The following is a 13518-nucleotide window of genomic DNA, read 5'->3' as shown; positions in this document are numbered from 1 at the left end:
CGCGGCGCCATCGGCCACCGTGCCGGCATGGTTTCGCTTGTCTCGACCGTGGCCTATCTCGGCCTGGAAGCCCGCGCGGTGGAAGTGCAGTGCCAGGTGGCGCCGGGGCTGCCTTCGTTCCGCGTGGTCGGCCTGCCCGACAAGGCCGTGGGCGAAAGCCGCGAACGCGTGCATTCCGCGCTGGCGGCGCTGGGCCTGAGCCTGCCGCCCAAGCGCATCACCATCAACCTGTCACCGGCCGACCTGCCCAAGGAAGGATCGCATTACGACCTGCCGATCGCGCTGGCCCTGCTGGCAGCGATGGGCGTAGTCGATCGCGAAACCATTGCCGATTACGTGGCGGTGGGCGAACTGGCGCTGGATGGGCGGATCATCCCCAGCCCCGGCGTACTTCTGGCCGCGCTGCATGCCAGCGGGGCCGAAAAGGGCCTGATCTGCCCCGCCGCGCAAGGCACCGAGGCGCGCTGGGCCAGCGGCATCGATGTGATTGCCGCACCCGATCTGATCGCGCTGCTCAACCACCTGAAAGGCACGCAACGCCTGGCCCCACCCGAGGTGGGCGAGGCGCTGCCGCCGGTGCGGCTGGCCGATCTCAAGCAGGTGAAGGGCCAGGAAACCGCCAAGCGCGCCCTGGAAATCGCCGCTGCCGGTGGGCACAATCTCTTGCTGATCGGCCCGCCCGGCGCTGGCAAATCGTTGATGGCCTCGTGCCTGCCCGGCATTCTGCCCGAACTCACGCCGGGCGAGGCGCTCGAAACCTCGCTGGTCGCCTCGGTGGCGGGCACGCTGGAAGAGGGCCGGATCAGCCGCGCACGGCCGTTTCGCAGTCCCCATCATTCCGCCTCGATGGCGGCGCTGACCGGCGGCGGACTGCGCGTGCGGCCGGGCGAAGTGAGCCTGGCGCATCTGGGCGTGCTGTTCCTCGATGAACTGCCCGAATTCCAGCGCGCGGTGCTCGATTCGCTGCGCCAGCCGCTGGAAACCGGGGAAGTCACGGTGGCCCGTGCCAATGCCCACGTGACGTTCCCGGCGCGGGTGCAGTTGATCGCGGCAATGAACCCCTGCCGCTGCGGCCACCTGGGTGATCCGGCGCTGGGCTGCAGCCGCGCGCCCAAATGCGCCGCCGATTACCAGTCAAAGGTATCCGGTCCGCTGCTCGACCGCATCGACCTGCATGTAGAAGTCGATCCGGTATCGGCGGCGGATCTGGCCCTGCCGCCACCGGCCGAAGGATCGGCGCAAGTGGCTGCGCGGGTGGGCGCGGCGCGAGCGCGCCAGACCGCGCGGCTGGAAGGCAGCGGCCGGCGCAACAATGCCGAGCTGGACGGCGACCTGCTCGACCGCTTTGCCACGCCGGACGAGGCCGGGCGCCAGCTGCTGTTCAAGGCGGCCGAGGCGATGCGCCTTTCCGCGCGCGGCTACACCCGCATCCTGCGCGTGGCGCGCACCATTGCCGATCTGGCCGGGGCCGAAGGCATCGGCCGGGTGCATGTGGCCGAGGCGCTCAGCTATCGCCGGACAGCGCCCCGGGCCTGACCCCCTACCGTCCGGCCATGGCCTTGGCCTTGGCCAGATAGGTCCGGCCGATGCGCAGCATGGTGCCATCGGCGAGTTCGGCCGACCACACGCCCAGGCCATCGTGACGCAGACCCAGGATGCGGTTGCGCCGCACGATGGTGGAGCGGTGCAGGCGGATGAAATGCGCCGGGTCGAGCCGGTCTTCCAGCCGCTGGATGGTGTGCAGCATGAGATAGCTGCGCTGGCCCACGTGCAGGCGCACATAGTCGCGCTCGGCATCGATGCGATCGATATCGCCGGCGGCCACGCGCACCAGTTCGCTGCGGTGGGGCACCCAGAATTCCTCGATCCACTGCGCGGCCGGCGCCGTGGCATCGTCATGAGCGGGGACAGCCGCGGGCACGGTGGGCGCCGGGGCAAGGACCGGATCGGCCAAGGCAGCCTGGCGCGACAGGGCACGCTCCACCGCGCGTTCCAGCCGCTCTTGCGCCACGGGCTTGAGCACATAGTCGACCGCCTCGCAATCGAACGCCTCGACCGCGAAGTGATCGTGCGCGGTCACGAAGATCACCATCGGCTTGGGATTCTGCCGCACGAGGGCGCGCGCCACGCTCAGGCCGTCGAGTTCGGGCATCGTCATGTCGAGCAGCACGAGCGCCGGCGAAAGCGCCTCTACCAGCCGCAGGGCGGCCGCCCCATCGGCGGCGGTGCCCACGATCTGCAACGCGGGAATGCGCGCACACAGGATCTGCATGCGTTCGATGGCCAGGGGTTCGTCGTCCACGATCAGGGTGCGCATGGGGGCCTCAAGCAAGAATGGATACGATGGGCAGGGTCAGCACGGTGGCATAGCCGCCGGCCGGCAAAGGCGCGCTTTCCACCCGCGCCTGGGCGCCAAAGCGTGCGGCCAGGCGGCTGCGCACGTTGGCAAGGCCAATGCCGGTGCCGCCCGTGGGCAGGCTGGCATGATCGGCGCCAGGGCCATCATCGGCCACGGTCAGCACCAGTAGCCCGGCCGAAAGGCGCGCGCGGATGCTGATCGTCACCGGCCGGGTGGTGGCCGACACGGCATACTTGATCGAATTTTCAACCAGCGGTTGCAGGATCATGCCCGGCACGCAGGCCTCGCTCACATCCTCGGGCACATCGAATTCCACGCGCAAGCGATCGGGAAAGCGCACGCCTTCGATCGCCAGGTAGTGCCGCTGCAGCGCGATCTCGTCGGCCAGGGTAACGTCAGCGGTGGGATCGCCGGCCAGGCTGTGGCGATAGAAGCTGGAAATCGTCTGGATCATCCGCTCGGCTTCTTCGGTGCGGCCGACCATGACCAGCGCCGAGAGCGAATTCAAGGTGTTGAACAGGAAGTGCGGGTTGACCTGATAGCGCAAGCTGCGCAGTTCCGCCGCCTTGGCAGCGCGGCGATATTCGCCTTCGCGCCATTCGGCGGCGCGGCGCTGCTCGGCATTGCCCAGCGCCAGATAGAGCGCCGCCCAGGCGATCAGCAGGAAATAGCGGCCCAGCGCAATATCGGTCAGTTCCTGCCAGCCCTCGTCCTTGTTGATATCCTGGTTGATCTCCTGCGCGGTGGTGGCGGGCGTGGCTGGTTCGCGCGTGATGATATGCACGCCGGGCGCGGTGATTTCGGTAGTGCCATCAGCATGATGGCGCACGCTGACGTTATCGCGTTTCGGTGCCGCCTTGGGTGCTCGCGGTGCAGGGGGCTCCGGCGGCACATCGCCAGCTGCAGGCGGCGCGGGCGGTTCGGGTGGCTCGGGCGGGATCGCTGGCGCTGACGGCGCGGGTGGGGCAATATCGATCAGCATGTTGCCGCCGGTATTGCGCTGCGACGCTTCCTTGCGCGTGGCGGCATCCTGGCCGGCATCCTGCTTTTGCGCTTCCTGGTCCCAGCGGGCCTCCACCGGCGCAAACGCCTGCTGGTTGATCAGCGCCAGCAGCAAGGCGGCGGGCAACATGATCACCAGCGCCAGCGCCACGCGCCAGCCTAGGCGGCGATGATCCCAGCGGCGCAGCAGGGGCCAGGCCAGCACGGTCACGGCGATCCCGGCCATGGTCACCAGCGCGCGGCGCCACAGCAGCTCGATCCAGATCGAGAGATCGGTATCGGGTGGCCCGACCAGGGCCCAGCGGATCGAGACCAGCACGAAATAGCACAGCCACAGCGCCGCCGCCGACAGGACCACCTGCCGTGCGGTGACGTGGCCCATGCCGGGCGGGGTATCGTCGGAGGTAGGGGCGGGGTCAGCCCGCTCTGTCATGGCCATAACGCCTTGCTACGGCACGCGGGCACACCGCGCCAGTGCGGCGGTCGAACAGCGTGGGTGGTTGATCGAGAGTTTGCGCCAGGTTTCCACCACCCCCCGCCCCCTCCTCTAAAGAGGATGGGGAGCAGACACAAAAAAGCCCCCTCCTCTTCGAAAGGAGGGGGTTGGGGGTGGTGCGAAGCCTAACGCCAGGCCAGCGGTCAGGCCGGCAGCAGGCCTTCGTCGGCGATCTTCTTCTTCCACACCAGCGGGGCGAGCTGGTGCACGTTCTGGCCTTCGCTATCGACGGCCACGGTCACCGGCATGTCTTCCACGGTGAATTCGTAGATCGCCTCCATGCCGAGGTCTTCGAACCCGACGACCTTGGCTTCCTTGATCGCGCGGGCAACGAGGTAGGCCGCGCCGCCCACCGCCATGAGATAGGCCGACTTGTGCTCGGCGATCGACTGGGTGGCCGCCGGGCCGCGCTCGGCCTTGCCGACGCACGACAGCAGGCCCTGGTCGAGCATCATGTCCATGAACTTGTCCATGCGCGTGGCGGTGGTGGGGCCAGCGGGGCCAACCACTTCCTCGCGCACCGGATCGACCGGGCCGACGTAATAGATCACGCGGCCCTTGAAATCGACCGGCAGCGGCTCGCCCTTGGCCAGCATGTCCTGGATGCGCTTGTGCGCGGCGTCGCGGCCGGTCAGCATCTTGCCGTTGAGCAGCAGGCGATCGCCCTGCTTCCAGCCCTGCACTTCTTCTGGCGTCAGCGTGTCGAGGTTGACGCGCTTGGCCGCGGCATCGGGTGCCCAGTGCACCTGCGGCCATTCATCCAGCTTGGGTCGTTCGAGATAGCTTGGCCCGCTGCCATCCAGCGTGAAGTGCGCGTGGCGCGTGGCGGCGCAGTTGGGGATCATCGCCACCGGCTTGCCAGCGGCATGGCACGGCGCGTCCATGATCTTGACGTCGAGGATGGTCGAAAGCCCGCCCAGCCCCTGCGCGCCGATACCGAGCGCGTTGACCTTGTCGAAAATCTCGATGCGCAGGCGCTCGATATCGGTCTGCGGCCCGCGCAGCTTGAGCTGGGCCATGTCGATCGGCTCCATCAGCGCCTTCTTGGCCAAGAGCACGCAGTGTTCGGCCGTGCCACCGATGCCGATGCCGAGCATGCCCGGCGGGCACCAGCCGGCACCCATCTGCGGCAGCATTTCGAGCACCCAGTCGACGATCGAATCGCTGGGATTCATCATCTTGAACTTGGACTTGTTCTCGCTGCCGCCGCCCTTGGCCGCGACATCGACGGTCACCTTGCTGCCCTTGACCATTTCCACGTGGAGCACGCAGGGCGTGTTGTCGCGCGTGTTGCGGCGGGTGAAGGCCGGATCGGCCAGGACCGAGGCGCGCAGCTTGTTGTCCGCATTCAGGTAGGCGCGGCGCACGCCTTCATCGACCACGTCCTGCAAGGACTTGTCGGATTCCAGGCGGCAATCCTGGCCCCATTCGATGAATACGTTGACGATGCCGGTATCCTGGCAGATCGGCCGGTGGCCTTCGGCGCACATGCGGCTGTTCGTCAGGATCTGGGCGATGGCATCCTTGGCGGCGGGGCCCTGTTCGGCCTCATAGGCATCGCCCAGCGCGCGGATGTAATCCATCGGGTGGAAGTAGCTGATGTATTGCAGCGCATCGGCCACGCTTTCGACCAGATCCGCTTCCCGGATCGTCACCATTTCCGCCATCGCAATTTCGCTCCTGCTACAGCATTCTGCCAATGCCCCTTACGCGCCGACAGACAGCATGCAAGACGCTTGGCGCAGCGCGGGCAATATTCTAGAGACGCTGGCGATCAATGGCGTGTGCGACTGCGAAAGCGGCCCACGCATCCCGAACCTGATGAGGAATACCGATGAGCGTGGCAGTAGCTGAGGCAGCCGAGACGGGAATGGTGCGCGAACGCAAGGCCATGATCGAAAGCCAGCTGCGCGTGAGCGGGGTAAACGATCCGGCCGTGCTGGCCGCCTTTGCCGCCGTTGCGCGCGAGGATTTCGTGCCGGCAGACCGCCGCGCCCTGGCCTATATGGACCGCGCCGTGCCGCTGGGCGATGGCGCAGTGCTGGCTCCTGCCCTCACCCATGGGCAGATGCTGATCGCCGCCGCACCGGTGGCGGGCGAACGCGCGCTGGTGGTGGGCAAGCCCGGCACCTATCTTGCCGCGCTGCTGCGCGAGCTGGGCCTGGTAGTGACGCTGGCCAGCCCGGCCGACGATCTTGCCGCGCTGGGCCAGTTCGCGCTGGTTCTGGTCGATGGCGCGATCGAAGTGGTGACCCCTGCCCTGGAAGCCGCCGTGGCCGACGATGGCCGCCTGGTTACCGGCCTAATCGAGCGCCGCGTGGCGCGCCTGGCCCTGGGCCGCAAGGCTGCTGGCCAGGTGGCGCTGGGCGCCCTGGGCGAGGCAGACTTTGCCGTGCTGCCCGAATTTGCCGCCCCCAAGGGCTGGAGCTTCTGAACCCCATGTCGCGACTGAGCCGGTGGCGCGCGGCGGTGGCGGCAGGCCCCTTGCTGGTCGCCGCGATCGCCACGAGCAGCGCCCCGGCCCAGGCGGATGACCTGCGCAGCGCGCTGACCGCCGCCTACCAGACCAACCCCGATCTGCAGGCCGCGCGCGATTCGCTGCGCGCGACCGACGAGAACGTGCCGATCGCGCGGGCAGCAGCCCTGCCCTCGCTTTCGGGCAGCGCCAGCTACAACGAGTATGTCGACAAGGGCGGCTCGTATTTCTCCACCAGCTATCCCGATCGGGTGGTCAACCTGGGCGCGAACGCCGGGGTGCCGCTGTACAATGGGGGCGCGGTGAAGAACGGCATTCGCGCCGCCAAAACGCGAGTCGAGGCTGGGCGCGCTTCGCTGCGCGGCACCGAATCGAGCGTGTTCACCAGCACTGTCACGGCCTATATGGACGTGATCCGCGATGCCGCGATCGTCGGCCTGCAAAAGAACAACGTGCAGGTTCTCGAGGTCAACCTTCAGGCGACCAGCGACCGCTTCGAGATCGGCGACGTGACCCGCACCGACGTGGCGCAGTCGCGCTCACGCCTGGCCCTGGCGCGCGCCAGCCTGCGTTCGGCCGAAGCCAATCTGGTGGCCAGCCGCGAAACCTATGTGCGGATCATCGGCCATGCGCCGGGCACGCTGGAAGCGCCGCCGGCGCTGGCGGGCATGCCAGGTGGCGTGGAGGATGCGGTCGACTATGCGCTGGACAACAACCCCGACCTGATGGCCGCGCGCGAGGCGAGCAAGGCCGCCGGGTTTGACGTGAAGGTGGCCGGCGCCAGCCGCCTGCCGACCATTGCGGCCAACGCATCGACCAATAACACCAACTATCTCAGCAGCTATCAGCCCGGCGTGCCCAATGCCTCGCGCAACATGGTAGCGGGGCTCACCGCATCGATCCCACTGTTCCAGGGCGGCGCGCCAGCGGCCCGCGTGCGCCAGGCGCAGGCCACCCAGGGCGCGACGATGGAACAGGAAATCGGCACCGAGCGTGCGGTGATCGCCACGGTGCGTTCGGCCTGGTCGGCCTGGCTGGCAGCCAAGGAAGTCATCGGCCTCAACCAGACGGCGGTGGATGCGGCGGCGCTCAGCCTTGAAGGCGTGCGCGCGGAAAACACCGTGGGCAACCGCACCATCCTCAACATCCTCGATGCCGAGCAGGAACTGCTCAACGCCCAGGTGCAATTGGTCACCGCCAAGCGCAACGAATATGTCGCCGGCTTTGCGCTGCTTTCGGCGATGGGCAAGGCACAGGCGCGCGATCTCGGGCTCGACGGCGGCACGCTCTATGATCCCGTGGCCAACTATGAGCGGGTGCACCACCGCATCTGGGATTGGGACAGCGATCCCGCGCCGGTGGCCCGTGCCACTGCCACGGTTGACACCCCGGCCCAGGATGCGACAATCCCCGATCAGCCACTGCCCTGATCACCGGCGACAAGCGCTGGCAATCGGGCACGGATATCTGCACAGCGTGGGCAACAGGAACGTGGGGGACAACAATGCGCCAGGCCGGTGAACCTTCGGTCGAGGAAATTCTCGAATCGATCAAGAAGGTGATCGCGCGCGATGTGCGCGGCGAAGCGGCAGCCACCCCGGCCCCGCGTGCGCCGATGTCTGCCGCGGCCGCTGCCGCCGCGATTGCCCCCGCGCTTCAGGCCCAGGCCGGGCGCGAGGGTGCCGCTGCCCCGCGCACCGCCGCCAGCAACCCGGCAATCAGCATGACTCGTGCTGCCAGCCCGGCCGACGTGCTCGACCTGACCGACGTGGCCGCGCAGATCATGGGCGAATATGGCAAGCCGGCGGCCGACGCCGGCACTGCGCCCGGTACCTGCGCCGAGGACGACGAGGACGAAGCCCTGGTGCCCCGCGAAGCGGCGGCGTCGATGCGCGATTCGCTGGCGGCGCTGGCCATGCTGGCCCAGCCCGGCGCCCAGCCGCAGATCGTGCGTTCGGGCGAAACCTCGCTGGAAGGCATGGTGCGCGACATGCTGCGCCCGATGCTGGCGCAGTGGCTGGAACGCAACCTGCCGGTCATGGTGGAAAAGATGGTGGCGGCAGAAATCGCCCGCATCGCCGGCAAGCGCGGCTGATGGGCAAATCGGCCGACAAGGAAATTGCCGACGCGGAAAGCACGCTGGCCAAGCTCGGCGGCTTTGCCCCGCAGCGCCACATTTTCCTCTGCGCCGATTCCGACAAGGACAAGTGCTGCTCTGCCAAGGAAAGCGATGCGGCCTGGTCTTTCCTGAAAAAGCGGCTGGGCGAATTGAAGCTGGGCGGCAAGCAGGGCGTGCTGCGCAGCAAGGTTGGCTGCCTGCGCGTGTGTGCGGCAGGGCCAGTCGCGGTCGTCTATCCCGATGGCGTGTGGTATCATTCCTGCACTCCGCCGGTGCTGGAGCGGATCATCCAGGAGCACGTGATCGGCGGCGTGCCGGTGGCCGATTACCGGCTCAACCCGCCGGCTTCCTAAGCAGAAACGTCAGGCTTGTTGCCCTTTGACAGGCTCAGGGCGAACGGCCTTGCGAAAAGTTTCCGTTCGGGCTGCGCTTGTCGAGGCCCATGCGCTTCTATCGAAGCATGGCCATCACGCTATGCCCGTCGCGGCGGGGAAACATCAGGGTCACCAGCGTAAGCACCACGCTGTTGAGGATCAGGCCAATCAGCCCGGGATTGATCCCGCCGGCTGAAATCCCCGCCAGTCGCACCCCGATGATCGCCAGCGCGGCCACGGCCATGCCGGCCAGCACGCCCCCCGCCCTTACCCGCCCGGTCCACAGCGCCGCGAGAAAGCCCGGCAGGGTCTGCACGATGCCGAAGTAGAACACGGTGTTGAGCATGGCGAGCAAAGGCACCTGGGCCATGGCGCCAGCCGCCGACAGCGCGATGAACAGCGCCGTCACCCCTTGCGCCCAGCGCTGCTGCGCTCGGCCGTCCAGGCCCGGCAGCACGTTGCGGGTGAGCAGCGGCGCGATCGCCAGGCACACGCTGGACAGGATCACCATGCCCGCCAGCACCACGGCCGCCATGACCACGCCCAGCGCCCAGCCGGGCAGCAGATGCTGCGCCGCAGCCAGGAACACGAAATCGGGCTTGTCCACCGGCAGGCCCATGCGCCGGGCAAACACCGCCACCGCCATCAACAGCGGGAACATCACCATATAGAGCGGCGCGGCAGCTTGGGCGCGAACGATCGCCTGCGGCCCGCGCGCGGCAAACAGAAACGCCCAGTTCTGCGGAATCATGGCAAAGCCCAGCGCCTGCACCGCAATGGTGCTGAGCGCAAAGGGCAGGGTGACGGGCACTTGCGCAGCCATCGTGGCGGTTGCCACTGGCGTGGTGGCAATTGGCCAGTGCAGCAGGGCCAATGCGCCCACCAGCAGGATCGCGCCCAGCATCAGCGCATCCTTGAGCACGGCAACGAATGCCGCCGCGCGCAGACCTGCCAACGCCACATACGCCATCACCACCAGACCGGCGCCGGCCAGCAGCAGCGGCATCGGCAGGCCCGGCGCCAGGGCGCCCAGCACCAGGCGGATGCCGGCAAACTGCATCGTGCCGATCGGCACCAGCAGGGCAATTGCGCCAAGCGCGATCACGCGTTCCAGCAGGCGGCTGTTGAAATGGGCGGCGAAGAAATCGGGAATCGTCACCGCGCCATAGAGGTTGCCAGCGCGCCAGATCCATGGCCCCAGCACGGCCAGCACCGGCGCTGCCAGCAGGATATAGCCAAAAAACCACACCACGAAGCCTTCGCCACCGGCATAGACCCCGCCGGGAAAGCCCAGCATCGTGGCGATCGAATAGGTTTCCCCGACGCTCAGGAAAAAGAACAGGATCGCGCCCAGTTGCCCGCCCGCCACGAAAAAGGCGCGCGGCCCCTGCCCTGCCCCGCGCCGCGCCCACAGCGCGATCAGCAGCGACAGCGCCATGACCGCCACGAAAGCGGCAATCACGCCGGCACCGCGCGCTGGCGCCACCACAGCCAGGCGCTGGTGGCCGGGGCACAGGCAAACAGCGCCCAGATGCGCAGGCCGATGCCAAGGCAGGTGGGGCCATCGGCCGGCACCGCCAGAACCGCCAGCAACACCAGTAGCACCGGAACCGCCAGGGTGATCAGCGCGCGGGCCAAGGCCGTCATTCCGGCTTGAGGGCTGACCAGGTGGGCACGGCCCAGCCGGCCGGCGCCGTGGCGGCATGAACCCCGCGCGCGATGGCGCGGGCTAGCGTGTCAGCCGCCACCGCACCCACGCCCAGCGCCGCCAGATCGCGCGGGCCGGTCACCGGACGGCGCGCGGTGCACAGGGCAAAGACCACGTCGCCGTCGAACGGGGTGTGCACCGGGCGAATCGCCCGGGCGAGCCCATCCTGCGCCATGATCGCCACGCGCTTCATCTCATCAGCCGTCAGATCAAGGTCAGTGGCGACGCAGGCGATCGTGGTATTCTCGCGCGGGGCGGGCAGCTTGGTACCGCCCCATTCCTCTGGCCCGACACGCGCGGCGATCGGGCCAAGACCGCCGAATTCATCACCCATTTCAAAGGCGCCAGCCCAGAAATGGCGGGTACCCGGCACCACCGTGGCGCCCAGCGCATTGACCGCCACGATCGCCCCCACCGTGGTGCCATCACGCATCAGGGTGGAGGCCGAACCCAACCCGCCCTTGAGCGCGCCAGCCATCGCGCCATAGCCGGCGCCGCTGGTGCCCAGCGCGAAATCGGCGCCAGCAGCGGCCAGCGCGGCGATGCCCAGATCACGATAGGGCGGCTCCGTCCCCCAGCCCTTGGCCCCGCCGTTGCCCAGGTCATAGAGAATGGCAGCCGGCACGATCGGCGACACCGGCACGCCCTGTTGCGCCAGGCCGCCATAGCCGATGCCGCGCGCGCCCAGGTGCGCCGCCACGCCATCGGCGGCGGCCAGGCCCCACGACGATCCGCCCGACAGTACCACTGCGTTGGCGGCGTGGACCAGGTTGTGGCTTTCCAGCGCATCGCTTTCCCGCGTGCCGGGCCCGCCGCCGCGCACGTCGATCGCGGCGGTCACCAGCCCTTCGGCCAGGATGACCGTGGTGCCGGTGCGCACCGCCGCATCCTGGGCACAGCCCACGGTGATGCCGGCGACGTCGGTGATCAGGTTGCGCGGGCCGGTGCGGCCGGGCCGATGCGGGGCCGCACCAGCAGATGGCGGCGCCGCCTTTGCGCCGGCCCCGGCACCCAGCGCGGCACCAGCGGCCATTCCCGTGGAAGCAAGCACTTGGCGGCGGTTCATGGTCGGCACTCCGGTCTGGGCAGGCGCGTCCAGTTGCCGCCTGTGCCGACGGGCGGCAAGGGTATTTTCAGGATTCGTCCCAGTGCGAGGTGTCGAGCCGGTCCTCGATACTTTCATCGTGGCCCGTGCCGCTCGACAGGAAGACCAGCCCCATCAGCGCGGCCATCAGCATCATGGTCATGCCGATGCCGAGCGAGGTGGCGATGTAGAGATGGATCGAAACCAGCCCCACGCCCATGTAGAGCCAGGCATCAACCGCCACGATGACCAGCACGGTGGCTAGGCCCATCCAGCGCAGCAGCCAGCGATAGCGCGCCCAAGCGTGCGCCGCATTGTGCGGATCATCCAGCGGAGACTGGTTGGCCATCGTGTTTCTCCCGATGCCATTGCCTACAGTAAGGGCCTTGCCGCGCAACCGGAACATGTCATGATTGCCGTGGAGGCGGGACCAACTGCCCCAAGGGGAAGAGGAGCCAACCCATGACCATTGCGCGGTTGATTGCCGGGCGTTCCGGCGAAGTCTGGTCCATTCACGCACAGGACACGGTGGCTGACGCCATCGAGGTTCTGACCAGCCACAAGATCGGCGCCCTGCCGGTGCACGATGGCGAAAATGCCGTGGCCGGCATCTTTTCGGAAAGAGACGTGATTCGCGCGCTCACCGCCCATGGCGAGGATGCGCTGCGCCTGCCGGTCAGCGCGGTGATGACCGCGCCGGTGGTCACCATCAGCCCGGAAACATCGGTGATGGAAGCCCTGGCTCTGATGACGCGGCGCCGGTTCCGCCACCTGCCCGTGCTGGAAGACGGGCGCATGGTGGGCTTCATCTCGATCGGCGACCTGGTGAAATACCGGCTCGACCGGATCGAAGCCGAAGCCGACGCGATGCGCGTCTATATCCAGTCGGTCTGATCGGCAGAAAGCCCCTCCCGCCTGCGGGAGGGGTTTGGGGAGGGCGTGTTCGCCCGGTCCCGTGATGTGACATCCCCTCCCCCGCCCCCTCCCGCAAGCGGGAGGGGGGATTTGGGAAGTGCCCTCCCGCGAACGGGAGGCAGTGCTCAGCTGTCGGAAATGCCTTCGGCGCGGCGCGCTTCGAGCCAGGCCATGGCTTCGGCGTGCTGGGCCGCTTCGGAGGCCGCCTTGGACTGCGCTTCACGCTGGGCGCGCAGTTCCTCGATCAGGGCATCGCGATCCGAACCCAGGCGATCGGTAACCGCGCCTTCGTCTTCGGCCGGAACGCCAGCGCGCTTCGACGCCTTGCTCACCAGCATGTCCAGCTCGCGCTGCGAGCACAGGCCCAGCGTGACCGGGTCCTTGGGGTTGATGTTGGCGATGTTCCAATGGCTGCGATCGCGAATCGCCGCGATAGTCGTGCGGGTGGTGCCGATCAGCTTGCCGATCTGCGCATCGGAAATTTCCGGGTGGTGACGCAGGATCCAGGCGATGCCGTCGGGCTTGTCCTGGCGCTTGGACACCGGGGTGTAGCGCGGGCCCTTGGTGCGGCTGACGGCGAGCGGCGCGCGCTGCATCTTGAGGCGGTATTCGGGATTTTCCTGGCCGCGATCGATTTCGGTCTGGCTCAGTTCGCCCGAATGCAGCGGGTTGCGCCCGGTGTACTTGGCACCGGCCAGATCGTCGGCCATGGCCTGCACTTCAAGGATATGCAGCCCGCAGAATTCGGCGATCTGTTCAAACGTCAGGGCCGTATTGTCGACAAGCCACGAAGCAGTGGCATGCGGCATCAGCGGATACGTGGGCTGGTTGCTCACGGCATGGTCCTCTTTTTATCGTGCGCGATTGGCTGGTGAAATAACAGGTCTGTGCGGCGCGGAAACAATAAGGGCCGCCCCTTCACGGAGCGGCCACTTGCCGGCAAAGATGTAAGCGAGCCCGGCCCAAACGGCAAGAGCAATCCGCG

At 67.9% G+C, this 13518-nt stretch carries 14 protein-coding genes; 6 read left to right on the top strand and 8 right to left on the bottom strand.

Features of this window, described 5'->3' with window-relative positions; genetic code table 11:
* Positions 1 to 27: 27 nt before the first annotated feature.
* On the top strand, positions 28 to 1536 hold the full coding sequence (locus tag SCA01S_RS04470; protein WP_062783336.1) for a YifB family Mg chelatase-like AAA ATPase: 1509 nt from the start codon (positions 28 to 30) through the stop codon (positions 1534 to 1536).
* A 4-nt stretch (positions 1537 to 1540) separates the two neighbouring features.
* Here SCA01S_RS04470 and SCA01S_RS04465 read toward each other — a convergent pair whose 3' ends face one another.
* The 3 genes from SCA01S_RS04465 to SCA01S_RS04455 all read right to left on the bottom strand — a co-directional run bounded on the left by SCA01S_RS04465 (position 1541) and on the right by SCA01S_RS04455 (position 5524).
* The gene (locus SCA01S_RS04465; RefSeq protein ID WP_062783334.1) at positions 1541 to 2317 is read right to left on the bottom strand and encodes a LytR/AlgR family response regulator transcription factor; all 777 of its coding nucleotides are present in this window, start codon (positions 2315 to 2317) and stop codon (positions 1541 to 1543) included.
* 7 nt (positions 2318 to 2324) lie between these two features.
* Positions 2325 to 3794: a sensor histidine kinase gene (locus SCA01S_RS04460; protein WP_062783669.1), complete on the bottom strand. Its 1470-nt coding sequence runs from the start codon at positions 3792 to 3794 to the stop codon at positions 2325 to 2327.
* A 206-nt stretch (positions 3795 to 4000) separates the two neighbouring features.
* The gene (locus SCA01S_RS04455; RefSeq protein ID WP_062783331.1) at positions 4001 to 5524 is read right to left on the bottom strand and encodes a fumarate hydratase; all 1524 of its coding nucleotides are present in this window, start codon (positions 5522 to 5524) and stop codon (positions 4001 to 4003) included.
* A gap of 167 nt (positions 5525 to 5691) precedes the next feature.
* Between SCA01S_RS04455 and SCA01S_RS04450 the strand changes: the two genes are divergently transcribed.
* From SCA01S_RS04450 to SCA01S_RS04435, 4 genes are all read left to right on the top strand, one after another.
* Entirely contained in the window at positions 5692 to 6291 is a 600-nt protein-coding gene (locus SCA01S_RS04450; protein WP_062783328.1) for a protein-L-isoaspartate O-methyltransferase family protein, read from the top strand.
* 5 nt (positions 6292 to 6296) lie between these two features.
* Positions 6297 to 7763 (top strand): TolC family outer membrane protein, encoded by a 1467-nt coding sequence (locus tag SCA01S_RS04445; RefSeq protein ID WP_062783325.1) that lies wholly within the window; start codon positions 6297 to 6299, stop codon positions 7761 to 7763.
* 74 nt (positions 7764 to 7837) lie between these two features.
* On the top strand, positions 7838 to 8428 hold the full coding sequence (locus SCA01S_RS04440; protein WP_062783322.1) for a DUF2497 domain-containing protein: 591 nt from the start codon (positions 7838 to 7840) through the stop codon (positions 8426 to 8428).
* Positions 8428 to 8805: a (2Fe-2S) ferredoxin domain-containing protein gene (locus SCA01S_RS04435; RefSeq protein ID WP_062783319.1), complete on the top strand. Its 378-nt coding sequence runs from the start codon at positions 8428 to 8430 to the stop codon at positions 8803 to 8805. Before SCA01S_RS04440 ends, SCA01S_RS04435 begins: the two co-directional genes overlap by 1 nt.
* A 97-nt stretch (positions 8806 to 8902) precedes the next feature.
* Here SCA01S_RS04435 and SCA01S_RS04430 read toward each other — a convergent pair whose 3' ends face one another.
* From SCA01S_RS04430 to SCA01S_RS04415, 4 genes are all read right to left on the bottom strand, one after another.
* Positions 8903 to 10312 (bottom strand): sodium:solute symporter family protein, encoded by a 1410-nt coding sequence (locus SCA01S_RS04430; RefSeq protein ID WP_167542864.1) that lies wholly within the window; start codon positions 10310 to 10312, stop codon positions 8903 to 8905.
* On the bottom strand, positions 10285 to 10473 hold the full coding sequence (locus tag SCA01S_RS22500) for a hypothetical protein (protein WP_062783313.1): 189 nt from the start codon (positions 10471 to 10473) through the stop codon (positions 10285 to 10287). Before SCA01S_RS22500 ends, SCA01S_RS04430 begins: the two co-directional genes overlap by 28 nt.
* Entirely contained in the window at positions 10470 to 11600 is a 1131-nt protein-coding gene (locus tag SCA01S_RS04420; RefSeq protein WP_062783310.1) for a P1 family peptidase, read from the bottom strand. Before SCA01S_RS04420 ends, SCA01S_RS22500 begins: the two co-directional genes overlap by 4 nt.
* Positions 11601 to 11667: 67 nt before the next feature.
* Complete coding sequence (locus SCA01S_RS04415; RefSeq protein WP_062783307.1) at positions 11668 to 11967, bottom strand: hypothetical protein; 300 nt, start codon at positions 11965 to 11967, stop codon at positions 11668 to 11670.
* Between the two features lie 113 nt (positions 11968 to 12080).
* Between SCA01S_RS04415 and SCA01S_RS04410 the strand changes: the two genes are divergently transcribed.
* The gene (locus SCA01S_RS04410; RefSeq protein ID WP_022675247.1) at positions 12081 to 12512 is read left to right on the top strand and encodes a CBS domain-containing protein; all 432 of its coding nucleotides are present in this window, start codon (positions 12081 to 12083) and stop codon (positions 12510 to 12512) included.
* Between the two features lie 146 nt (positions 12513 to 12658).
* Here SCA01S_RS04410 and SCA01S_RS04405 read toward each other — a convergent pair whose 3' ends face one another.
* Complete coding sequence (locus SCA01S_RS04405) at positions 12659 to 13369, bottom strand: DUF1013 domain-containing protein (RefSeq protein WP_022675246.1); 711 nt, start codon at positions 13367 to 13369, stop codon at positions 12659 to 12661.
* Positions 13370 to 13518: the final 149 nt, after the last annotated feature.

Origin of the sequence: Novosphingobium capsulatum NBRC 12533 (assembly GCF_001598375.1) — a bacterium.
GTDB lineage: Bacteria > Pseudomonadota > Alphaproteobacteria > Sphingomonadales > Sphingomonadaceae > Novosphingobium > Novosphingobium capsulatum.
The sequence above is the reverse complement of the archived record's forward strand: the minus strand, read 5'-3'. Positions and strand labels throughout refer to the sequence as shown.